The organism is Margalitia sp. FSL K6-0131 (genome assembly GCF_038008735.1).
Classification (GTDB): Bacteria; Bacillota; Bacilli; order Bacillales; family Bacillaceae_C; genus Margalitia; species Margalitia shackletonii.
In genome coordinates this window covers 3,229,277-3,253,419 of record NZ_JBBOZS010000001.1, presented here as the reverse complement: position 1 = coordinate 3,253,419, position 24,143 = coordinate 3,229,277, and the positions used below count along the sequence as shown (strand labels likewise).

At 32.0% G+C, this 24,143-nt stretch carries 22 protein-coding genes and 1 pseudogene; 22 read left to right on the top strand and 1 reads right to left on the bottom strand.

The features are described 5' to 3' along the window. Positions 1 to 724 precede the first annotated feature (724 nt). Positions 725 to 1,516, top strand: a complete 792-nt coding sequence (locus tag NSQ59_RS15965) for an endonuclease NucS domain-containing protein (protein WP_340832297.1) — start codon at positions 725 to 727, stop codon at positions 1,514 to 1,516. A gap of 396 nt (positions 1,517 to 1,912) precedes the next feature. Next, on the top strand, positions 1,913 to 3,898 hold the full coding sequence (locus tag NSQ59_RS15960; protein WP_340832296.1) for a hypothetical protein: 1,986 nt from the start codon (positions 1,913 to 1,915) through the stop codon (positions 3,896 to 3,898). 411 nt (positions 3,899 to 4,309) lie between these two features. Here NSQ59_RS15960 and NSQ59_RS27960 read toward each other — a convergent pair whose 3' ends face one another. After that, positions 4,310 to 4,567 carry a DUF7669 domain-containing protein gene (locus tag NSQ59_RS27960; protein ID WP_445669213.1) on the bottom strand — a complete coding sequence of 86 codons (258 nt, stop codon included), beginning with the start codon at positions 4,565 to 4,567 and terminating at the stop codon, positions 4,310 to 4,312. A gap of 217 nt (positions 4,568 to 4,784) precedes the next feature. Between NSQ59_RS27960 and NSQ59_RS15955 the strand changes: the two genes are divergently transcribed. The 20 genes and pseudogenes from NSQ59_RS15955 to NSQ59_RS15860 all read left to right on the top strand — a co-directional run bounded on the left by NSQ59_RS15955 (position 4,785) and on the right by NSQ59_RS15860 (position 24,131). Beyond that, positions 4,785 to 5,573 (top strand): hypothetical protein, encoded by a 789-nt coding sequence (locus NSQ59_RS15955; protein ID WP_340832295.1) that lies wholly within the window; start codon positions 4,785 to 4,787, stop codon positions 5,571 to 5,573. A gap of 274 nt (positions 5,574 to 5,847) precedes the next feature. After that, positions 5,848 to 6,129 (top strand): hypothetical protein, encoded by a 282-nt coding sequence (locus tag NSQ59_RS15950; protein ID WP_340832294.1) that lies wholly within the window; start codon positions 5,848 to 5,850, stop codon positions 6,127 to 6,129. A 410-nt stretch (positions 6,130 to 6,539) separates the two neighbouring features. Next, on the top strand, positions 6,540 to 9,002 hold the full coding sequence (locus NSQ59_RS15945) for an AAA family ATPase (protein ID WP_340832293.1): 2,463 nt from the start codon (positions 6,540 to 6,542) through the stop codon (positions 9,000 to 9,002). Next, positions 9,002 to 10,024 (top strand): McrC family protein, encoded by a 1,023-nt coding sequence (locus tag NSQ59_RS15940; RefSeq protein WP_340832292.1) that lies wholly within the window; start codon positions 9,002 to 9,004, stop codon positions 10,022 to 10,024. The genes NSQ59_RS15945 and NSQ59_RS15940 overlap by 1 nt, the downstream gene beginning before the upstream one ends. A gap of 522 nt (positions 10,025 to 10,546) precedes the next feature. Next, entirely contained in the window at positions 10,547 to 10,888 is a 342-nt protein-coding gene (locus NSQ59_RS15935; RefSeq protein ID WP_340832291.1) for a hypothetical protein, read from the top strand. A 324-nt stretch (positions 10,889 to 11,212) separates the two neighbouring features. Then, entirely contained in the window at positions 11,213 to 12,085 is an 873-nt protein-coding gene (locus tag NSQ59_RS15930) for an ATP-binding protein (protein WP_340832290.1), read from the top strand. 63 nt (positions 12,086 to 12,148) lie between these two features. Then, positions 12,149 to 12,727, top strand: a complete 579-nt coding sequence (locus tag NSQ59_RS15925) for a hypothetical protein (protein WP_340832289.1) — start codon at positions 12,149 to 12,151, stop codon at positions 12,725 to 12,727. A 32-nt stretch (positions 12,728 to 12,759) separates the two neighbouring features. Then, positions 12,760 to 12,981 carry a hypothetical protein gene (locus NSQ59_RS15920; protein WP_340832288.1) on the top strand — a complete coding sequence of 74 codons (222 nt, stop codon included), beginning with the start codon at positions 12,760 to 12,762 and terminating at the stop codon, positions 12,979 to 12,981. Then, positions 12,978 to 13,118: a hypothetical protein gene (locus NSQ59_RS15915; protein WP_340832287.1), complete on the top strand. Its 141-nt coding sequence runs from the start codon at positions 12,978 to 12,980 to the stop codon at positions 13,116 to 13,118. Before NSQ59_RS15920 ends, NSQ59_RS15915 begins: the two co-directional genes overlap by 4 nt. Positions 13,119 to 13,347: 229 nt before the next feature. After that, positions 13,348 to 13,593, top strand: a complete 246-nt coding sequence (locus tag NSQ59_RS15910; RefSeq protein WP_340832286.1) for a multiubiquitin domain-containing protein — start codon at positions 13,348 to 13,350, stop codon at positions 13,591 to 13,593. Then, positions 13,568 to 14,734, top strand: coding sequence for a ThiF family adenylyltransferase (locus NSQ59_RS15905; RefSeq protein WP_340832285.1), 1,167 nt, complete (start codon positions 13,568 to 13,570; stop codon positions 14,732 to 14,734). The genes NSQ59_RS15910 and NSQ59_RS15905 overlap by 26 nt, the downstream gene beginning before the upstream one ends. Beyond that, entirely contained in the window at positions 14,724 to 15,095 is a 372-nt protein-coding gene (locus NSQ59_RS15900; protein WP_340832284.1) for a DUF6527 family protein, read from the top strand. Before NSQ59_RS15905 ends, NSQ59_RS15900 begins: the two co-directional genes overlap by 11 nt. Positions 15,096 to 15,714: 619 nt before the next feature. Then, a complete protein-coding gene (locus NSQ59_RS15895; protein WP_340832283.1) occupies positions 15,715 to 16,671 on the top strand; it encodes a hypothetical protein in 957 nt (318 codons plus the stop codon). Further along, complete coding sequence (locus tag NSQ59_RS15890) at positions 16,668 to 17,951, top strand: YcaO-like family protein (protein ID WP_340832281.1); 1,284 nt, start codon at positions 16,668 to 16,670, stop codon at positions 17,949 to 17,951. Before NSQ59_RS15895 ends, NSQ59_RS15890 begins: the two co-directional genes overlap by 4 nt. An 18-nt stretch (positions 17,952 to 17,969) precedes the next feature. Continuing rightward, complete coding sequence (locus tag NSQ59_RS15885) at positions 17,970 to 18,779, top strand: SagB/ThcOx family dehydrogenase (protein WP_340832280.1); 810 nt, start codon at positions 17,970 to 17,972, stop codon at positions 18,777 to 18,779. A gap of 21 nt (positions 18,780 to 18,800) precedes the next feature. Further along, positions 18,801 to 18,959: a hypothetical protein gene (locus NSQ59_RS15880; protein WP_340832278.1), complete on the top strand. Its 159-nt coding sequence runs from the start codon at positions 18,801 to 18,803 to the stop codon at positions 18,957 to 18,959. Positions 18,960 to 19,031: 72 nt separating this feature from the next. Then, positions 19,032 to 20,684 carry an ABC transporter ATP-binding protein gene (locus tag NSQ59_RS15875; RefSeq protein ID WP_340832277.1) on the top strand — a complete coding sequence of 551 codons (1,653 nt, stop codon included), beginning with the start codon at positions 19,032 to 19,034 and terminating at the stop codon, positions 20,682 to 20,684. Next, positions 20,653 to 21,648 carry a BtrH N-terminal domain-containing protein gene (locus tag NSQ59_RS15870; protein ID WP_340832274.1) on the top strand — a complete coding sequence of 332 codons (996 nt, stop codon included), beginning with the start codon at positions 20,653 to 20,655 and terminating at the stop codon, positions 21,646 to 21,648. The genes NSQ59_RS15875 and NSQ59_RS15870 overlap by 32 nt, the downstream gene beginning before the upstream one ends. Further along, positions 21,648 to 22,124, top strand: coding sequence for a site-2 protease family protein (locus tag NSQ59_RS15865; protein ID WP_340832272.1), 477 nt, complete (start codon positions 21,648 to 21,650; stop codon positions 22,122 to 22,124). Before NSQ59_RS15870 ends, NSQ59_RS15865 begins: the two co-directional genes overlap by 1 nt. A 424-nt stretch (positions 22,125 to 22,548) precedes the next feature. Further along, positions 22,549 to 24,131: pseudogene (locus NSQ59_RS15860) on the top strand (IS3 family transposase). The last annotated feature ends 12 nt before the right edge of the window (positions 24,132 to 24,143 follow it).

Genomic DNA, 24,143 nt, shown 5'->3' with positions numbered 1-24,143 from the left:
CAATGCTGACAACTTTTCTCAGTTTGTATTCTGTTGATTTTGAAGATACTGTAATTCTTTATGATATATCAAAACAACATCATACTACTGTATCAACAGAGTTATGTTTTCTTACAAAGGGTTATGTAGAAATTATTGACGTTGGTATAGTAGACCGTTATCCTCTTAGATTCTACATAAAGGACGAAATTGAATGAAAATTTATAATAACGGTAAAAAGAGGAAGTTAATATATTATCCATGCCTCAAAATATTGCTGCAGTATACTCCTGAAGAAGAGGTTTGTAGAATGCTGTACTGAATATATTGTTTATCAGTATTCCATATTGTGCTGACGGGTACTTATTTCGAAGAAGAACAACTAACAAAACAAAGTCATATACTGCGCGGTACAACGATATTGGTAATAGAATAAGCATCAAAGAGACTGTTACATTTTAAAGTGATCGTCTTCTTTGACCAAAATCGTCTAAGTTCCTCAATTCTAGGTATCTTCAAAAGATTTGCCTAGCAAGTTCGATGGCAGTGTTGCGTATAAGTCCCTCTAACGATAATAGCCCTAAATAATACCAGTAGTTAGATGATAGTTCTGTTGTTTCTTTTCCTTCAGCATCAACTTTTAAAATATCCACTTAAAATAAAGGGAACTGATAGATTTTATAGAATTTATGGAATTAAATTAGTTCCTTAACATTTAAATTCCATGAAGTGTATGGAGGGAAATATGAAGAACGAAGAAATCGTACTACAAAATAAACTTATAGCCTGTCACAGCATTATAGAAGAACAACTTAGGTTAATTGAGAGAGAAACATTAATAGGTAACACGAGAAAACGTTGTGATATACTCTTTGAAGACAAAAATGGTAAGCTATTATTTATTGAAGTAAAGGAATATGTTGATGAAAAAGCAATAGAACAGATAATTGAATATAAGAAACTAGTATCATCTGAGAACGCAAGGTTCATGCTAATTTCTAACAGGCAAATAGAACAAACCTTAATTAGTAAACTTGAAGACTTAGAAATAGAATGCCAATGGATTAATAAACAACATATTGACGTAAAGTTGGATAGAATTTTAGAAGTTCCAAAAGGAGGTTCTAAGTATAAAACTAAAGAAAAAATTTTTCAAAAATTAAATAAACAAAAAGAATTAGTAGAAGAGATTTTTAACTTTATTTCAACTACTCTCCACACTAGAGATAACCCAATTATGTGTAACATTTCGGATGGAATTATGTTTCAGATTATTGACCGTAATGAAAAATTCCTATCCATTTCAACAGTAGGAAATCGATTACTATTTCATCTTACAAAAGATAGTGGAGAGCGTGATGATATCTTTAATAAATACAAAGTCAAAATTCCAGAACTATACAGATATACAGATATTTATCCAGATAAAAAAGACAGAGAACAAAATCAAATCGATATAAAATTAAAAAACGTAAGGGATCTTGATTATATAAAACCACTTATTACAGATGTTTTTACTTGTTCAATAAATCATTAATTGATGTCTTATTTTGATATTATAAACAGATTAACCTCACATTTTATGGAATGAACTGATGCTTATGTTGAAAAAGAACAACTTTAAAAATAAAGTAATTTACTGGCGTAGCAAAAATATTAGTCACTTAATATGTATTTTAACCCGATCACTTTTGAAGTGATCTTTTTTCATATTTGACTCTTACTGTGCAACAATGCAATTAAATTTACGGGAAGGAAAAATTTAGGTAATTCGGTGTGAACATGAGAGGATGGAAGTTGGACAATATAGTGTTAAAGTCAGCAGCAGATGTCTACGAGCTTGTTTCAAGCTTGCTTATACATGTGTCTAGATATATCAATGAAGCCTATGAGATAATAGGATCACAAATAATAATACGAAGGCTGGTGAGGTATGAATAGCAAAGCTTTCTATGAACTAATGGATGTTTTAAAAAATCATGATAAGATTGATGCTTTTATTAAAAAACATACATTGCAAGAAATATTGTTTGCTTTTAAAGGGAATGGATTAGGGGTAAATGCTTATCCGGATTCAAAGTCATATGAGATTTATTTGGGGTTAATAAGAAAAATTTATTCAACCGATTTGACACAAGATGAGTTGGCTGAGATGAAAAAATATGAAAATGATATAAAAGCGTTTAATGCCTTGTTTGAAGATTACTACAATAAAAATGAATTTAATGAAGTTATACAAGTTCCAGACGAAAATAAACTTTTTGCTTTCTTAATAGTTTTTGAAATCTATGTACGAGCGTTAAAGGATCTTGGGTTTAATGGTGGTAAAAATAATGACTTTTATGGAGATGTAGACATTCAGAAAAATATTAAGGGAAAGGTGACAGGAATTGATCAATTATCTGCTGATCAGTTAATTGATGCTATTGACTATACTTTGCAACAAGCAAGTAAAGTTGTACAAGCTTTCATTTTTCATGGATACCTTTATGAAAATAACAAATTTAATTGTTGTGGAATTGAAGAAGAGATAGAATGGGATGATATTGAGAGATCAATCCAATATTTTCATTTAATAGATATAAGAAATGTTTTATTTGATGCCCTAGAAGACTGGAAGTTTGGCAATTATAAATTGATATGTAATGGACAATATACTGATATTATCCCAAAAGACTTAAAAAGCTTTTTAGAAGAAAAAATAGAAATCCAACGGTTTGAATCATATAGACAAACGAATATCGGTAGTAACCGAAATGAGAATGAATTAATAAAACAAGTTTCCTTAACTAATTCTTTAGCACCAAATGCTTTTATAGATGAATGGGAAAAGGCATCATACGATGAATATATAGAGTATTTTTCTAGTGATAGTTTGGATTATAAAGTTAGTGGCATTGAACTTGTAAAATGGCTAAGAGCATATGCTATAGTTCGATACTATAATAGAGAATTTTTAAATGAAAATATATTTCCTGACAATGGTGTTCCAAACAGTTGGTTGTATATAACAACTCGCGATCATTGGATAAAAATGTTTATTAAGCATGGTATAAACAGGGATAGTGCAAGATTTATATACAATAAATTAAAATTTAAAAAGAGCTCAGTAGATTGGTTTGACTCTCCATTTATTGAAATAGGAGAAAATGTTATAACCGTCCCATCACTTGTTAGTAACCTACAAGATGTAATAGCACTTACGTCTTTGGCAACAAAGGAAGATATGAACCTTGATTTTAAGGGTTACTGTTATGAGGGTAGAATTCTTATTGATTTAAGGAATAAACAAATTCCTGCTGTAAGTATTAAACGAAAAGTAGAAAACGATGAATATCAATGTGATGTTGCTTTTCTTTTAGGAAATGACTTATTTTTTTGTGAGTGTAAACATACAACTCAGCCTGTTACACGAAGAAAAAGGTATGATTTTTATAATAAAAAAATACCAGAAGATGTAGAACAAACTAACAGAATATGTGACTTCTATAGTTCTAATTTAATTCATGTGATTGACGAGTTTAACAAGAATCAGGAATGTAAGTTAGCAACAGATTGGAAGCCAAGGCGAATATATAGAATGGTTATATATTCTTGTAAACTAGCTAGAAAGTTGGAACTGGATAGAGTAATCATTACCGACTATACAGTTTTCACGACATTACTTTATAAAAGGTTGCCAACAATTTTTGAGAAAGGCAAGCCAATAAAACAGATAATGCCACCAAAAATGAAAGGTGTTTTTCAAGGGGAGCTTACTGCCAATAAGCTATTGAATTTTTTAGAAAATCCTTGGCAAATAGGCTTTCAAAAAGCTGCAACTGAAATTGAGGATGAGGTAATACCTATCAATCATTTATTTTTATGTAAGAAAAAAGCATTTAAAAAAATTGATAACTTTTATGAGTTAGGAAAGTAATACTGAACGTAGATGCTAATATCTTGTGTTATTAATGTTATTTCCAAGATACCTTAGTATTGCGTAGTACAACGATACTGGCAATAAACAAACATTAGAGACGATTACCTCAGAGTAATCGTCTTTTTCTTGCTCAAAGATAAAAGTATAGAAAATAAGCAAGATGCTCTTATTAAGTTGGTATTTTTGGTGTTTGTATGGGTAATCATTAGTTTTACGAATCAAAACAAATGCAGTTGATTTTTATTGACCTGTATACCACACTTAGGTGCAAAAATAACTCACGAAAGAAAACGTGAGCAGCATAAAAGATATCTAATTCAAAAAGAATTAGTATCATTCGACCATAATTACGCAGTAAGAAAGGCTAGAATTGTTTTGGAACACCAACCTTTTCTAACATTTGATAATTTATTTTAATAACATATATAAACCAGGTTTAATTCGTTTAAAGTCATTGTAAATAACTGAATGGTTTTGTGGTGAATTAGAACAACATCTAGAGGTAATATGGGTTTTTATAGTATTCTCTTTAAATGTTGTGTTGTTTTTAGTCATATACAGTAGTACTTCATTTACACTAAACTCGTTTACACCCTTTTCGTTGAGTATGAATTTAACCGCTTGTAGTATTTCTTCCCTACAAGTTTTATTTGACAATATTATCACCTCATCGGATTTTTTTCTTTTAAATTAGCATAAAAGATTATATTTGGATAGTAATTGGAAGTTGTGAGTAAAAGTGTTGTGATTGGTGTGTAGTCCATCAGTGTTGACTTATAATACGAAATAAAGGTAGATATTATATAGATAAATAGGAATTTGTATGGATGTTAAATCAAAATTTACAAGTATAAACCCATTAAATACAAGAGAGGATAAAAAAATGAAAATTCTTAGTTTAAATATTAATAACTTTGGAGGGCTAACTCCTAAACCGTTACCAAATGATTATAAAAATAGTTTTGAGAAAGTAGATTGGAAAGCATGGAATAATGCAGTTAATAAATGGAGAAACGAGATAGATTCAGATAAGAATATATCAAAATTAATGGATTATGTGAAAAATAATAACATTGATATTATTGTTTTTCATGAATTTGATATAAATTCAGTTGCAGGTGAGAATTTTACCAAAGAACTGAAGAAACTAAGTTATAAAATCGTTTATCCAAATACTTATTGTGAGGATGATTTCAAAAAAGGAAATAAAAGCATCACAGTAATGTTCATAAGGGTTGATTATGAAATTTTGCCTTACAATTTTTCTGAAAAAATGAGAAATGTTGAAGTTAAAGTTGGCGATAGAATATTTATCGGTGTCCATATTCCATTAGGAGACAAAAATTTTTGGGATAGTATGATTGAACGCTATAAAAGTAAAAAAGAAGAAGATAAGTTACTAATAATAGGCGATATGAATGTTTATGACTTGGGCACAACGCAAAAAGAAAAATTTATAAAACTTCTATCACATGGGGCAGTAGATGCTTGGGGAGAAAAGAATAATTCAATGGATAGGCCGACTGCTAATACTGGAAGACGAATTGATTATGCCATAATGACACCATCACTATATTGCGAATTAATAGATATAGTTATTGATGATACCATAAGAAATAATTGTGTTACAGATCATTCGGCAATTATGGTGGAAGTGAAGAAATTTAATTAATGAACAAATAAATTCCGGTTTACAGAGTGGATTTAATAGACAATACAACGACACTCGTTACGAAATATATTTTTTAACCGCGGTCACTTTTCAAATGATCGTTTTTCGTATTTGAAACATACTACACAACAATGATTGACATAATTGTGGGAAAATATGAATAACAATTGTGAAGTTATTCACTAAAAATAATGAAGCAGTTTTATAGATTTTTTATGTTAGAATTTATGAGGAAGGAGTTATATGGCACTCTAAAGTTGCTCTTAAACTAAAGATGAATGGTACAAAGAGAGAAGCTGCATCAGCAATAATAGGAAGTAGTAACCTAACCAATCCGTCTTTTATAGAATTGCCGAAGTATCCTGACAATCCTTTTACATTTGAATGTGATGTGTATATATGGGAAGATGATGATGATGCTGTTAATGCAAATGATGGAGATTTATCAACAGTAATAGTCAAACCACAAAATGTTTCCGAAAGACAAATGCTGGATTCAATATATATAGTGATTAATAATGCGTTCAGGGATGTGAAAAGGATTTATCCTTTATAGTAGTTCTTAATACATTTACGGGCAAAACTTCATTTACATATCAAGGTGAACCGTATCAAAGTAGGTAATTTAAGTATTAGATTTTAAGTAATCGGTATTATTCGAAAAAAGTTGATAAATTTAACATTGAATGTTGCGCAGAACAACAATACTGCTGAAAAAATACCTATCTAGGAGACGATTACATCAAAGTGATCGTCTTTTCATATTTGACTCATACTGTGCAGTAAAGCTTTGCATTTTCTTCAGTAATCCAAGGTATGATTCAGGTGTTTTAAAGAAATGCCTGGACAGTCCTGATGTTTTTTTGTAAGTAAGATTTGGGGACAGCGGAACCATCCCTCCTTCATATACAAGTGGTATATTATGGTACAATTAAACAAAAAACTAAAGACCAAGAGGCGATAAAGTTGGCAATTTTTTATGAACAATCACCAAATGAAACGAAAGCAATCTATGAAGCAGCAAATAAGTGGAAGTTAGAATGTCTTTTAGAGAACGGATCACTCCTATGGCCTGGTGAGAAGATTTGGACTCTGGAAAATTTGAAGAGATTGAAGCACGCCTATGTAGATCATCCTGACTTTTCAAAAAGTAGTTTTGAAGAGAAGCTAGAGAAGCAATTATATGGACAAGGGAAAGACATTTATAAGTTATTTTGTGAATGCTTATTTGTCTATTATTTGTTTCCGAGTAATATTAATTTCAAGACGAAAATCAAGAAGCTGTCCACGATTACCTCATGGGGGAATGAAGCGATAGATGAACAATTGGAGATATTTCAAGGATTAGATAATGGAATTGGTAACCCTGGCACCTCTTATAGCACACGGAAACCAGATGAGATTACATTTCTTTGCTTATTAGGATTAAGCATAAAGGGACTGTCTGTAAAAGGTCGTCGCGAAATATTAACTGACTCCGAACAAACTCAAACTTTACTAGATCAAATGCGTAAAGAAGTGAAGAGCAAATATAAAATCAATGTTCAAATGAGACATGTACTTCTTCATTTACTCTTCCCGGAGAAGTATGAAAGAATCGCTAGCAGTGCACAAAAGAAAGAAATTCTGCAAAGTTTTAAAGAATTTTTACCAGAAGAAAAGGTACAAGTTGATCAAGGACTTTTAATGATAAGAGAGAAATTAGAAAAGCAATATGCTGGCAAAAGAATTGATTTTTATCGTTCCCCAGTAAAAAACTTATGGAAAGGTGAAGAAGAAGTGACACCACCAGAAGAAGAAGGTGCTCGGTACTATTGGCTGACTGCCAACCCATCTATTTGGACTGTTGATAATATAAAAGATGGTGGCGACGTTTTTTACACAGCTTACAATGAGAAAGGAAATAAGCGTCGTATTTTCAGTGCGTTTGAATCTGCCCAGCCCGGGGATCGGATATTATTCTATGAATCACATCCGAACAAATGCATTGTGGCAGAGGGTGAGGTAACAAAAGGGCTTCATACAGAGGAGCACGAGGGGTTTGATTCACCTGTAGAAGGGGTAAGCTTCCGCTATATTCGGGATATCTCTCCGATTTATTGGGACAAAATTATCAATGTTGAAGAGCTAGAGGAGAGCTCACCTGTGAAAAATGGCGCACAGGGAAGCTTGTTTGAATTAACGAAAGAACAGTTTGAAATTGTTCTGGCATTAGAAGAAGTAAGCGAAGATGAGGGAGAGATTCCCACAGAAACATGGATAGAACTTCTTCAGGATAGAGCAATTTTTTATGAAAGTGATTTAGTATATCTAGATAAAATGCTAGAGCTGGGTGGGGAAGCAACGGCAACACAATTAGCAGCAGCCCTAGATAAACATCACTCATCCTTTATTGCTTCTGTTGTCCATTTGGCCAAAAGAGTATTAAAGGCAGTGGATATGGATGCTCCTCAGTTGGAGGACGGATCGGAATATTATTGGGGTGTATTGTTTGATGGAGAAGTACAAGTAAACCACCATTTCCTTTGGAGGCTTAAGCCTAGTTTAAAAGAGGCGTTGACTGCTATTAAAAGCCAACCACTTCAAAGGTATACAAAAGAGGATTTTTTGAATGAAGTTTTTATTGATGAAGAACAATACGACACGATAAAGAACCTCTTACAATATAAAAAGAACTTGATTTTCCAAGGACCCCCGGGTGTGGGGAAAACCTTTGTGTCTAAGCGTCTTACCTACTCTTTAATGGGGGTAATAGATTCCAATCGGGTTGAAATGCTTCAATTTCATCAAAATTATGCTTATGAGGATTTCATCATGGGATATAGACCTGATGAAAATGGATTTACTCTTCAATACGGGGTTTTCTATGAGTTTTGTGAGCGGGCATTAAAAGATCCAGAACAGGATTATTATCTTATCATCGATGAAATTAATAGAGGAAACCTGTCAAAGGTTTTTGGAGAGTTGTTTATGCTGATTGAACGGGATAAGCGTGGGGAGTATGTCACTATGGGTTACTCTAAAAAGAAATTCACTGTTCCAGATAACGTATACCTGATTGGTACCATGAATACGGCGGATCGTTCTCTCGCCCAGTTAGAGGTAGCACTTCGCCGTCGATTTGCGTTTGTTACACTTGAGCCTGCATTTAATGAGAACTGGAGGAGAACCATTCAAGAATCTAATGTATCACCTGAAATGGTAAGCAGAATTCTGTTTGCCATCGAGAAAATAAATAAAGTAATAATAGGTGATTTCCAGTTAGGACCTGGGTATGCAATTGGTCATAGCTTTTTTACTTCAAAACCTGAAAATATTGATGAACAGGAGTGGTATAAAGGAATTTTGGATTATGAGATCATTCCATTATTAAAGGAATACTTCTTTGACCGCCCTGAAATAGTTAAAGATCTTATTGAGGGAATCTAATGGAGAGTCTATTTAAGGTACCTATTAGGAATCTATTTTGCCTCCTAAGCTACATGAATGAAATGCCTGATTTGGCTAATAAGCTATCCGACGTGGACGAGGACATTATTACGTATGACTTTCTAGCTAGGCAATTTTTGAAGGAAGTCAAAGACTTAAATCGGAGAGGTTTCGTAAAAAATTATATTGCCATGACCGAATCCACTAGTCATCTTGGTGGAAGGGTTCTTATGAATGAATCAATGCCCTACCTCGTTGCCAGGCAGCCGATGGTGGTATGTGAGAAGGATCAGTACTCAGCCAATATCCTTTTAAATCAGGTTATGAAAAGTACATTACTGGCAATCTGCCGAAATCGGTATGTTAAAGAAGAAACTCGAAGACTTAGTTATTCATATATGGAGTTAATACCAGAGGTAGAAATTCTGCCGTTAACAAAGGAAATCTTTTTAAGGATATATTTTAACAGGCATAACGTACATTACAAACGGATGATTCATATTGCTCGATTACTTCATGAACTAACCTTACTCTCTCATAAGCACGGAAACTGGAGTTTATTTTCTGCTGAAATCGACGAATCCTCCTTAAATCAAATTTTCGAGAAGTTTTTATTTCATTTTTATCGAATTGAGCAGAAAGAATATCGAGTTCAGTCAGAGGTCATGCAGTGGAATTTGAGAGGTAACCAAGCCCTATTACCATCGATGAAAACGGATATTACCTTAATCCATAAGAATGTACAGCAAAAGATTGTCATGGATGCAAAATTTTATCGAAATATCTTCCAAAAACACTTTGGGAAAACATCGTTTCATAGTCATAATTTATACCAAATGTTCACTTATTTAATGCACCAGCCGAAGGATATAGCCTTAAGAGGAATATTGATATATCCATACAATGGGACAGAAATTGATGAAAAATTTGCGTGGGATGATCGAATGACGGTGGAAGTACTGACTTTGAATTTGGATGATTCTTGGAGAGATATTTATAGGAGTTTGATGTCTGTGCTATAAGGTACTAGAGGACAAGATTAAGTGGATTAAAAGTAGAAGCTCAAGTGCTTGCGGCTACCCAGACTATCAACATTGTTTGATTAGCGACAGGAACTCTATTTTATGGAAGACTCAAGCAATCGAGTGCTACTCGGTTAAAGATGTTAAACATTGTATTAAACATTGATTGTTGCGCAGTACAACGATACTGTTCCCGAACTAGGAGAAACATTTCTCAAACTTACAAGTATTTATTGATGAAAAAATAAAACTTAATGGAACACCTGAAGGATTATTTGTCCGATTTTAGGAAATTGTTTCAAAATGGTTTTTGAATATAAATTTGAAGAAAATAATGGTGGTTTAAACTTTGTTTTTTATTGGACTGTTCATTTTCAGAAGTAAAAATAATAGCAAGAAATGTATTAATTGAAACATTTAACAATTAAGTTTATAAATGAGGACTTTCCCGTTGGAGAAGCTCTCTATATCTGATGTAAAATCTACATAAAAATTTAACAGAGCCAAAAAAAGGTGGTTCCGTTGAAAAATAAAGAAGATTGGTATGCTGTAAATGCTTTTTTACGTGATATTAAAAATGTAATAAAATTGGATGCCATCCCAACGGGTGAATTTGCGCGCAAGGAGATTGAAGGAGATGCGAATAAGCATATTATTTATTATGAGGATGGCGTACTTACCACGGAATCCGGAACAGGGGTAAAAACACGCTATGAAAAAGGATTTTTAGAGTATCGAATGGAAGAGTTATTTGAGAAACTGAAACAAACCATTATTGAATGTGACGATTGTCCTTACGAATTGCAGCATCTATTAATAAAAGAAATAAAAAGAAGCATTGATGATTACGTTATGGAACATTAAGATGTGTATGAATGAATTTTTGGGTAAAAAGCGTTAAGCAAATTAAAGCATAGAAAAATCGGTTCCTTTTACCGTTAAGGAGCCGATTTTTTAATTTGGATCATTAATCTAATGCTCCTGTTCGTATTATAGGGTTTCTGGTTGACCTTATAATACGAACAGGGGTATTACTTAAATATGGGTTGCTCTTTTCTTGTTGAAGCAAAAAGGAGTTTAGTTTAATCGGGTTCAATATTAACCCGAATTTCATGGGAATTATTAACCAGATTGTCTTCTCGTGATATAATTATTGGAATAAAAAGCTAAAGGCGGCGTTTGATGTAGATGGAAATAATGATAAATAAAACATTATCAACAATAGATGACATTCATCAATTGCTAAATGAAACAATGAAAGTAGTTGATCAGTTAAACTCAGGTGCTGCTGTAACCTTAAACATGAGGCGATTGAGGTACATTACACCGATTGGCTTCACTGGACTTTTGTCAGTGCTAGATTATCTTGAAGACCAGTTTGAAGTTGGTATTATCGCTCCTTTTAATATCAATCCTATTAAGTATATGGAACGAATGAATTTCTTTAAAGTTTGCAGCAAAAATGTAAAAGAACAATTTGAAGAACAAAAGGATATGGAGGCTTTATATAATCGCCACCGTAATAGCCTGGAGGATAAATTGCTAGAGATTAGAGTAGCAAAAACTCACCCTCAAATTGTAGAAATAAGTACATTGATTAAAAGGATTTTTAAAAACAAAGGACTAAAGGGGAATCGTATTTCAGATATTCAATCTTTTATTACTGAGCTGGGCAACAATGTGATTGATCATACAAATTCTAGTTGTTTCATCTCGGTAAAAAACAATGAAGATGAAAACGAAATAGAAATTGCCGTCGCGGATCGGGGAGAAGGAATTTACAATAGTTTAAAAGATGTTTTATCCGAAAACTCTCCTCATGATATCGTAAAAGCAGCCATCACTACCAAAGCTTCTAGACTTAGTGATGAAGATCGTGGTAAGGGATTAATGGATATAAAACAAAGAGCATTCAGGTGGTCTGAAGCATCAGTTGCACTACGAACCAATAATGCTGTTTATGAAATTACAAAGGATGGAGTAAATCCTACATTAGAAGGCAAAACTTCTTTTGGAACCTTTTTTTTCATAAAAGTAAATTATAGTATTGACAGGCTTTAAACAATAGTTTTTAATAGCATTATAGATTTCAAAATTGAAATTGAAATCGAGAGGGCGAGAAACATGAAAACAGAATTATTATTAAGTATTCATGAAGAACCTATTCAATTATTAAATCGTACTCAACTGAAAAATCTCAAAGAGTCGATAATGAATAAAATGAATGACGCAGAAATGAATACAGTCTTTGTATTGGATATGTCTTATATTGGGGATACGAATGGATCTGGTATCGACGAAGTAATAGCTAAACCATTAAAGTGGCTTATTAGTGAATTTATGGAGAAGAAAGTTGAGAAATATATCTATCTAGTAAATTTAAGTCCTGAAGAAGAGCATGATCATGCCTATAACATTAATAGTACGTTAAACATCGAACAGTTGTGTATAATGGCGAAAGCGGAGGATTCCTTCTCCATACTAGGCTATCTCGGTGGATCTAAGGGATCATTAAAGGAAATTCTAGAATTTGTGTATATGAGAAAAGAAGTTACTGCCAGGGATGTTGTGGATGCATTTGACAAACAGATTAATACTGCAAGTACTCAACTTTCAAAATTATATGAAAAACGTTTGATTGCACGGGAAGAGATACAGATGCCTGAAGGCGGAAGACAATTTGTTTACAAAAGCTTGTTTTAAATGCAGGCTTTTTAAAAAAGAGGACTTCAATTTTGAAATTGAAAACGGAGCGATTGAAGGAGGTGAGAAACATAGCAACGAACGGAAAACCAGGAAATGGTCGCATTGGAGCAGTTAAAGGAAGATCTCAATTCCAAGGACCTAATGGAAATTGGATAAAAAGAAATGCTGCTACCGGTCGATTTATGGACCAAAAACAAGCAGTAATACTCACTTTAAAGGGGTTAGGAAAGAAAAGGGGTGATTTGGTATGACTGTTTTGTATGAGAATGTAGTAAAGAAACTAATCGGTTTTGTTCTATGTTTACTATTTCTTCACGCAGCTTTAAAAACTATTGGAATCGATATTACACCAACATTCAAAATCATTATCGGAGCTTTTATCGGCTAAAGACGAACATTTTTTCAAAAAACAAGTGTTATTGTTTATGTTTTGCGATAAAAACTCATATAATGAAAAATAGTGGAAAGAAGCTAAAAATAGTTTTTCCACCTTAGAAAGATATGAAATAAAAACTTTAGTCGGTTAAATTATATCTTAAATTAAGATGTAAATCAAATTCATATTTTCTAATAGGTGGAGCTTCTTTCTTCTAATAAATTAAGAAGGAGCAAACAAAATGAAAAAAATTATTACTGTCATTATTAACGGTGAACCAAAAGAAGTTGAGAAAAGAGATTATTCCTTTCAAGAGGTAGTTACTCTTGCATATGGAAGCTACGATGATTCACAAAAATCCTACACCATGGTGTCTACGCTAAAAAACGATAAAGGTGAAAAACACAGCCGGGATTATTCCTTCGGAGATTCAATAAAGATGAAGGAAGGAATGAGGATAAATGTCGACTCAACTAATAGATCATAATCAAGATTTGAAAAGGCTGGTTGATGAAGGATACAACGTATCAATCGTTAATGATAATCTTGTCGTAAAAGGAATTCCTTATGTTAACAAGGATAAAAAAGTCCTGTTTGGAACAATTTTTTGTCCTCTGACATTATCGGGATTAAATACAGTAGCTCCCCAAGATCACACAGTTCGATTCGCAGGGGAGCACCCTTGCGATCAATTTGGAAACGAAGACAAATCATACGTAAATTCACAGGCGCATTATCCTTTAAATCAAGATATTGTGGGAAATTACTATTTCTCGGCAAAACCACCGAGCGGTCAATATCCGGATTTCTATACAAAGATACAAAAATACGCAAACCTGTTATCTGCCCCGGCAAAGTCTATCGATTCAAGCGTAACAGCACAGAACTTTGATTTTGAGGACTATAACAAAGAAAGTGTATTTCTGTATCCTGATACCAATACAGCAAGAGCAAGTTTATCTCATATTTCCAATAAATTAAAGGAACAGAAAATTGCGATTGTGGGATTAGGAGGCACAGGATCATTTATTTTGGATTTTGTTAGCAAAACACCGGTAAAACAGATTTCCCTCTTTGACGGTGATACTTTGTTCAATCATAATGTCTTTAGAATGCCTGGTGCAGTAGGTATAGATGAGCTTCAGCAAAAACCAAGTAAAGTTGCATTTCTTAAGAGTAGGTATGATCAACTAAGAAATGGTATCATTGCACATGAAGAGTACCTTGATGAGTCAAATGTGCATATGTTAGGTGAACATGATTTTGTTTTTCTTGCTCTGGACCTAGCAGAACCTAAAAGGGTTATTATTGAATATCTTACGAAGGCTAATATTCCGTTTGTTGACTTGGGCATGGGGCTAACGGTTGTAGGAGATTCCATTAGGGGAACCGTTAGAAAAACGCTGATAACCCCTGACAATTGCTCATCATTGAATAAAATTGCAATGGGACAAGCAGCTGATGGTGATGTGTATGCTCAAAACATCCAAATTTCGGAGTTAAATGCTCTAAATGCTGTTATGGGTATAATTACATGGAAGAAGATGTTTGGATTCTATCTCAGCGATGAAACAATTTATCATTCAACATTCATACTTGACGAAGAGGCTGTAAGTCATGCAACATAAGTTTGTTGAGTTTATCCCAACAGAAATTGAACAGGATGTATTATATATTTCGATTGAGTATGATATCGCGAAACATAAATGTGCGTGTGGATGTGGAGCTAACATTGTCACTTCGCTTTCACCATCGAGATGGAAATTAACCTATGACGGCGAAACGGTATCACTTTCCCCATCTATAGGAAATTGGAGTCACCCTTGTCAATCACATTACTTTATTACAAATGATAAGATAATCTGGGCAGGATCAATATCAAAAACTGCGATTCAAGAAGTTATAAAAAATGATCAAGAGTCTGTAAAAAAGCATGTTCAAAAAAGTAATCGTCTAATTGATAAGATTAAAAGACTTTTTAAGCATTAATTCTTCATGTTATTTCAATAAGAACAATTCAAAAGACTTGGTTAGGTTAACCAGGTCTATTAAAATTGAAGAAAGTTAAAAAATGAAAAATACCAATCTTAGTTACAACGAAGGTGGACAGGATGTGTTTACAGTGGACTCTTTGCTGCGTAGTACAACGATACTACTCAATAGAAAAAATGTATTTAATAAACGGGAGCAATTTTTGATTAATTATTATAAATAGGTAAACACCACTACATCAATATGTCTGCGACCAACACTAAAGCCATGTGTAGTGCGGAAACATTTTTTTGTTAATCACCCTATGCTAAACACGTCATAATTATCATTATGACATGTTTTAATTATATTACCAAGGACCGAATCACAATTAGTGGTAAACCTGAGAGACAAAAACCTTAAAGCACTACAATGAAAAAAGAGCTCTAATCTATTATATATATGACTAATTAGTCTCAAATCACAAATCATATTCATCAAAAAGTCAGTACCATTAGAATAGTTAAAAAACATTAAAAAAATGTAAATTTATGTATTGACATTTGGTTGGTAAATTTGATATTTTTGTAATTGTAGTAATATTATTTATATTTAAGTAATTAAATGGAGTGTTTATATGGAAATTACATTAAATACAAAGCCGTTTTTAAAGAATTCTTTTTATGAGTTTAATAGGGATAAAAAAGAATTGCTACTTTACACCCGGAACAGAGAGTATGTTTTTAATGGAGATTCAACTTTTGATCTTGTTGACATTTATCCCTTATTAAATGGGGAAACCACTATTGGGTGTATAGCCAAAAAACTTAATATGCCAATTGATTATTTAATTCAAATAATAGAAATTTTAGTAGAAAAAAAATTGGTCATATTTGATTCAGATGATATATCTTTTTCAAATCCAATTTTAGGAAACCTTTACCAAAGCATGATGATTCATTCAGAAAATAACACTGTTCCAAAAGAAACAATTAAGGCATTCGTAGGTAGAAGAATAGGGGTAATTGGTAAAAAAGATATATGTATGGAATTGTTAAAATCCTTTAATAATATTTTTGATCTAAAATTTATTAGTAATATTAATGATAATGATTTAAATTATGACTTTTTGATAGCGATTGATGTCTTTGAAAATATCAATTTCTTTAAAGAAGTTAACAAATTTTGTTATGAAAATAACATTGACTTTATCCGAATCACACTAACCTCCGATGAAATAAATGTAGGACCTATTTTTATTCCATATGAATCAGCATGTTATCAATGTTGGTTAAATAGATTTATTACAAACTTTGACGATCCTTCAACCTTTATTAAAATAGGTACTAATTATTCAACTACACCATTAGATTCAAAACTATCTCCAGGAACTATAGAAGTGGCTACAGGATTAATTAAGAGACAAATAATAAATTTCTTTGATACTTATTCATCATGTCCCTTAGTAAATAATGAGTATTACTTAAATCTAAAAACTTTTGATTCACATCTATCACCGGTATTAAAAATTCCTAACTGTATTATTTGTAATAATAACACTTATACTCGTTTAAAATATGAGGTACTAGTTTGAATCTTAAAATAATGAAAGAAAAATTAGTAGATAAGAGAACCGGAATTATAAAAAGCTTAGTCCGAGAAGAACATATTATTGGTACTATACCCATGCATACGACTTTAGCTTTGAGGAATACTGTAATAGATGATGAATTAAATATAGTTGTTCCATGTATTTCAACTGGTTTAGGAGCTGATTTTTTTTCAATTGAAGCTTCAGAAAAAGCTGCAATAGGTGAAACAATAGAAAGATATAGTTCAACAGTAGTAGAGTCAGAGATTCTTTATGGTAGCTATAAAGAATTATTGGTAAATAAAAATGTATTGAATCCTTGTGAAGTTACTAGAATTTCTGATGATCAGGTAAAAAAGTTAGGGTTAAATTATCTGAAAATAGATGATAGTACGAACTTTCGATGGATTAAAGGTATAGATTTGGTAGAACGAGAAGAAATTTGGCTCCCTACAGACCTTGTATATTTATGTCCTTTTTTTAATAATGATTTCCCAATTAGAGATATTGTTTCTACCGGTCTTGCTACTGGTTCATCTTGGGAGGATGCAACATCTAGAGGATTATTAGAGTGTATAGAGAGAGATGCTATTGTAATCATGTGGCAAAATAAACTAGAATTTCCGACTATTGATTTATCATCTATTAAAAATAAAAAAATTCTAGATAGTATTAAACTAATAAATAGTATGAACTTACAAGTAACTATTCTAGATATAACTACTGATATAAACGTTCCAACATATTTTACATTAATTAAAAGTAATAGGGTTCCTTTCTTATCAGTAGGAGCAAGTTGTCATTTTAATCCATTGATTGCTCTTTATAAATCTATTAATGAGGCTGCAGCACAGTATAATTGTTCAGTTAAAAAAGTCGTAAATAATCAATTACACCATAATTTTAATTCAACGATTGATACAATGGAAGCACATTCGGATTATTTCGCTTTGAATCAAATAGAATTAATAAACGAAGATCTTAGTTTTCTTTTTAAAGGCAAAAGGATAGATTTTAAAGAAAAAAATTCTAATACAATTAATAATTATAGTGATTTAATAAATAGGCTGGATGAATTAGGAATTAAAACTTATTCTATAGATTTGACAACTAGTGATATACGTTCTGTAGGTCTTCATGTAGTAAGAGTTGTAGCACCAAGACTTGCCTTCCTAGAGGTATCTATTCCACTCCTAAATTGCAAACGAATTTATGAAGTTCCAAATAAATTAGGATATAAATTTTCTGATAATTTAAATAATATGATGCATCCATTTCCATAGGCCTGGAGTTGATTAATAGTGAAGAAGACTTTGAAGAAAAGTGGATCACAGTTAGCAAAGTTTTTTCATGAAAATACAAAGCAACATGAAAACAGTATACATAACAAGGTTGATGCCCCTTATGATTTAATACCAAAAAAAAAGAAAATGAAAGTAATTGAAAAATACAAGGTTAATATTCAAAAAGAAGAGAATGATTTGACAAAATCTTTAAATAATAGGAAATCGTTTGAAATGCTAAATGTAAGGATTCCAATTCCTATAAATGACGTTTCATCACTTCTAAGTTTATCTTACAGTGTTAAAGACCAAGACGATACGGGCGGATTTATACATACTGTCCCTTCAGCTGGTGGAAGATACCCAATCGGTTTATATTTAATAGCATTCAATATAATAAATTTTAAAAAAGGAATTTACTTTTGGGATTCAGAAAGTTCAGATTTATGTCTTCTTAAAGAGGGTGATTTTCGAAGTCTCTTAAAGGAATGCATTTGTGATATTAATAGTTTTGATATTGAATTTTGTTCATTTGTGATTATTACAACTGCCGAAATGGAGAAAACTCTTGGAAAGTATGGAGATAGGGGATATAGATACTTATGCATAGATGCGGGACATATCTCTCAAAATCTTTATTTAATTAGTAGCTATTTGGGTTTAGCGTGTAGAGCTATAGGTGGTTATTATGACAATAAGATTTCTAATTTACTAGGGTTGGATCAAAATGAAGATGCTGTATTATTAGTACACATTTTTGGAAAAGAGTACAAAAGGACACATGTTCAATTAAACTTGGATTTTAATAGTTATTTTAAGACTTTGTAACTTTAAAGGAGGTGATAAAGTATGCTAAATGGAACAAAGACTCTCGACTTACAAGTTAAAGAAGGTGGAATTACTACACAAGAGATTAAAAAACCAGGAAAAGAAGGCGGCGGCGGCGGTGCCGGCTGTTGTATTGGTTGCATTGGGACAATTTCCTGCACCAATGACGGAACAAAATAAGGAATAGGTAATTAAAACAGGTCAAGTAAACAATAGAAAAAAGTTTACTTGACCAGTGAAAAAAGGAGTATTATGATTAATTTTTTATTTTCTTTGTATAAAAGACAGATGAGGAAAATTACATGCTACTTTGTATTATTATTATGTTTAACTGTTTTAAATACTTCGATACCATTAATATTTAAATTTTTATTCGATAAATTCTTATTTACTCATAATAATATAGAATCAGTTCTACTAATAATAGTTATTTTGATATTAATATTATTTGCTGTTCTAAACTTTATCAATCCGCTATTGAATAATAGAATAATAAATAACTCTAATATTTATCTCAGAAGAATGCTAATGAAAAAAATTCAAAAAGGATACATTTTAAACGTACATCAGAATAAAGGGAAAATCCTTCAAACAATTGAGAATGACGTTCCATATTGCCAAAGTATCTTGACTTCAATCATTTTTGAATTATTTACTATTACCCTTTCTTTTTGCATAGTACTAGTTATTTTATTTAATATGAATCTTCAGTTAAGCCTTTATTTAGTTATAACCTTTCCAATATATATTGTCTTATATATTGTTTTTGGAAAAAAAGCAGAGTTTATTAATGAACAATATTTATTTAAAAGAGATAGCCTGTTTAATAATATTAATAATATAATAGCAAATATTTCAATTTTAAAAGGCGGTATAAAGGTTAATAGAGATTTTCATGATGAATATGAAGAAGATATTAAAGGGATTTATAAATGGTATAACAAACAAGGAGTAAACAGTGGTTTTGTTGCTTTTTGTTACTCTTTATTACAGGGAATTATTATGATATTAGTTATTGTTTTAGGGACTAAAATGGTAATAACAAAGCAATTAACAATAGGTTCATTTATTGCTTTTATCATGTATTCCTTTAACTTTTTTGGACCCGTAAGTCAGATAATAGGATCATTAATAGGGATGAAGATTGCTATAGTCTCTATTAAAAGAGTGTATAGCATATTGTCATTTTCAGATGAGATTGAAGGGGATTTAAAAAATTCACATTCATTAAAAATAAAAGAGGGAATTATCAATATTAATAACCTTAACTGTAGTATAGATGGATCAAAAACAATATTAAAAGGTGTGAATGCAAATTTTAAAAGAGGGAAAATAAATTTTATAGTAGGAGAAAATGGTGTTGGAAAAACAACTCTTTTATATTCCATTTTCAGACTATATCAGGTTGAAAAAAATAAGATCTTTATTGATAATATTGACCTCAATGAATACTCACTTAATAATCTACGTAGTTCAATTGGTTTTGCATTTCAAAATCCTCAATTTATACATGACGAAATAAAATACATACTAAATTTTGAATCAATTAATCGGGAGTTGTTATCAGACGAAACAATTTATGATTTTATACAAAATTTCAAACATGACTTCGATGATAAAAAAAATATAAATGAACTTTCAGGAGGAAAAAAACAACTATTAAGCTTTCTATATAGTTTATCATCTTTTCCAAAGATATTAATATTAGACGAGCCTTTTTCAAATATGGATGATAAAACCAAACATGATTGCATAGGATTTTTAAGGACTATTTGTGATAAAATAACTATCTTACTAATTACACATAATAATGAAGATATTTTAAGTACAGATAATGTAGTCAAATTGGAAAAAAATTTAAAGAGGGAAAAAAATGCAATTAATAGAAAACTATCCAATTACTAAAGGGGTTCATTGTGCTTCGACCTCTCTTTCAGAAATATTCAGGTATTACAATTATAATTTATCGGAGGCTATGGTATTTGGAATCTCAAGTGGCCTTGATTTTGTGTATTACGATCATTATCTTTTAGATTATTCAAGACTTGTTTTTGCAAGAAATCCAGTAATGGAAAATACCCTTTTTACAAATTTAGGGCTGGATTTTAAATGGCAATATGGTGATGAATTTAATTGGGACGAAGTTAAAAGAAATTTGGATAAAAAGATTCCTGTTTTATTCTTAACAGATCCATACTACTTGGAATTTTTTAATGTTAAAGTTAATAGTGCAGCTGGTCATACTTTAACTGTAATTGGTTATAGTGAAGAAGAAGGTATCTTATTTATTTCGGACAGTATAGATGATAAGATTTTTACATGTAATTTTGATAGTTTTTTTAAATCGATTAACAATAAAAAACCCCCGTTTTATCAATTAAATATTTGGAGTCCAGTTCCATTCTTTACTATTGATGAACCATTAACCGTGATTATTGAAAGAGCAATGATTAACAATGCAACTGCTATGATTGACTCTCAATCAGGTCATAGAGGTATTTCGGCAATTCATAAGCTTGGAAAAGATATAAGATATTGGGATGAACTTCCTAATTGGCAAGAATTATGTACAAATGTATATCGATCGTTAGAACTAATTGGAACAGGTGGAAGTGGTTTTCGAAAATTGTATCAACGGTTTTTACATGAGGCACTAAACGTTTTACCTTGGTTAGGTGAAACTTCGCTATTGGAAAAAATAGAAATAATATCACAAAGTTATAGAAAGTTATCAAGAAAATGTTATTTAGCAGGAAATAAAGATAGAAAAATATTATCTGATATTAGTAATATATTATTTGAATTGGAGTTTTTAGAGACTGATTTTTGGAGCGAAATCATTAGCTCTAGCAATAGGAGAGGTAAATAATGAATTATGATGTTAATTCATTAGTCTTATGGCTAATAAATATTTTAATAATATTGCCTATTGCAACCCTAATTCACGAATTCGGACATGGTTTCTTTGCTAAAATTTTCGGTTCAACAATTTCCCATATAGATATCGGTTCAGGAAAGATTCTTTTTAAAATTCATAAACTAAATATAAGAAAGTACTATTTTTTCTTCGGATATATAGAACTTGAATCTGTAGTAAAAAAAGACAGAGTTCTTGCAGAATCTTTATTTTTATTAGGTGGAATAATTTTTAATGTTCTATCCATATTGTTTGTTTACACTATATCATGCATATGGCATTTAAATTCCTATTTTTTAGGGAATTTCAATTATACCTCTTCATTACTAGCAATATTCGCTGCAATTCCTATTACATATCCAAATGGGATGGAGAGTGATGGGAAACAGTTTTTCAATTTGTTATTTTCAAAAAAAGATGCCAAATAAATGAGTTGGAAGCTACTAATAATCTCAACTGGTTCGAATAATTATGTTTTAATAGTAATCTAAAAAGAATATATCTTATTATTTTTTGATTTCTTGTTTATTAAGTACCAGACAAAAGCTCGAGTGTATGACGTTTTTGTTTAAGATTCAAAATATAAGTTTTTAAAAATAGCAAACTAATTAAAAGATCAAATCGCATATTGATTTGATCTTTTATAATTGTTGATAAATTTGATTTCATATATTTAACAATACTCAAACATAATTCTTCACCATTTCTCTATACAAGATGATTTCTACAGTGATTTCTTTTATTTATCTCCATCAGTTAGATTAAGAGTTGAAGCAGATACCCCCTCTGTTAGGATAGATGTCGTAGACAACTTTAGTGTATAGTTTAATTAACACACGGAGGTTGATCGACATGAAAAGTAATAATGGGAAACGATATACGGAGGAAATGAAAGAGTCCATTCTTAAGAGAATGATGCCCCCCAATAATGAATCTGTAAGTCAGATAAGTAAAGAACTCGGAATTACTGAACCCACTCTATATAAGTGGAGGAAAGAGGCTAGAATAGCTGGAAACCCCACTCCGGGTGATGGAAAAGTCTCTGAACAGTGGAGCAGTGAAGATAAATTTTTGATTGTCATGGAAACATACGCAATGAGCCAGGCAGATTTAGCAGAGTATTGTAGAAAAAAAGGACTATATAAAGAACAAATTGAAGCATGGCGTGATTCTTGTCTAAACGCAAACGGTCGGGAATCTAATCAATCAAAGCAGTTGAATCAAGAATTAAAGGAAGAGAAAAAACGTGCAAAAACGTTAGAAAAAGATTTGCGTAAAAAGGAAAAAGCATTGGCAGAAGCCGCAGCCCTATTACTTCTCAGAAAAAAGGCCCAAGCGATCTGGGGGGACCAAGAGGACGAATGATTAACCCGTCAGATCGCGCACTAGCAGTAGAACTCATCCAAGAAGCTAACCAAAATGGTGCGCGATTAGCCTTGGCGTGCAAAGAATTGAACATTAGTGTACGTACGTATGAACGGTGGATTTCAGAAGGAGGAATTAAGGAAGATGGGCGTCCGATTGCATCACGTCCAGAACCGAAAAATAAACTAACAAAGGAGGAAAAACAAGAGATATTAGAGGTTGTCAAAAAAGAGGAATTTGTGGATTTACCACCCACTCAAATTGTGCCGAAATTAGCCGATCAGAGTATTTATATTGCCTCTGAATCTAGTTTCTATCGAGTGCTTCGTAAGCAAAATATGCAAAATCATAGAGGAAGAAGTAAAAGACCTGAACGAAGACTACCAGAAAGCCATTTGGCAACAGCACCTAACCAGGTTTGGACATGGGATATTACATGGTTAAAAGGGCCGGTGAAAGGCATGTTTTACCGACTCTATTTAATTATCGATATTTTTAGTAGAAAAATAGTAGGTTGGGAGATTTGGGAAACAGAGGAGTCACAATACGCTGAGGAGTTAATGAAAAAGACGGTAATTAGCGAGAAAATTCAAGGAAGGCCACTGGTGTTACATTCCGACAATGGGAGCCCTATGAAAGCCGCAACATTCCAGGTCCTACTTGAAAAACTGGGGATCCAAAGCTCCTATTCAAGACCTAGGGTAAGTAATGATAATCCCTATTCTGAAGCGATGTTCCGGACTCTAAAATATCGACCTGAATTCCCGTACAAGGGATTTGAAACCCTTAAAGCTGCACGTGAATGGGCATTAAAATTTGTGAATTGGTATAACTGTGTACATTTGCACAGTGGAATTAATTTTGTGACGCCAGAGCAATGCCACACAGGTGCCCATACGGAGATACTAAAAAAGCGCAAAAACGTTTACGAATTAGCGAAGCAAAAGCACCCAGAGCGTTGGTCACGCTCAACTAGAGACTGGAGTGCACATAATTCGGTGGCTCTAAATCCTATGAAAGAAAAAATAGAAAAGGAAGAAACAAAATCGCCTCACTGCGGACAAGCTTGAAAATACCCTTTT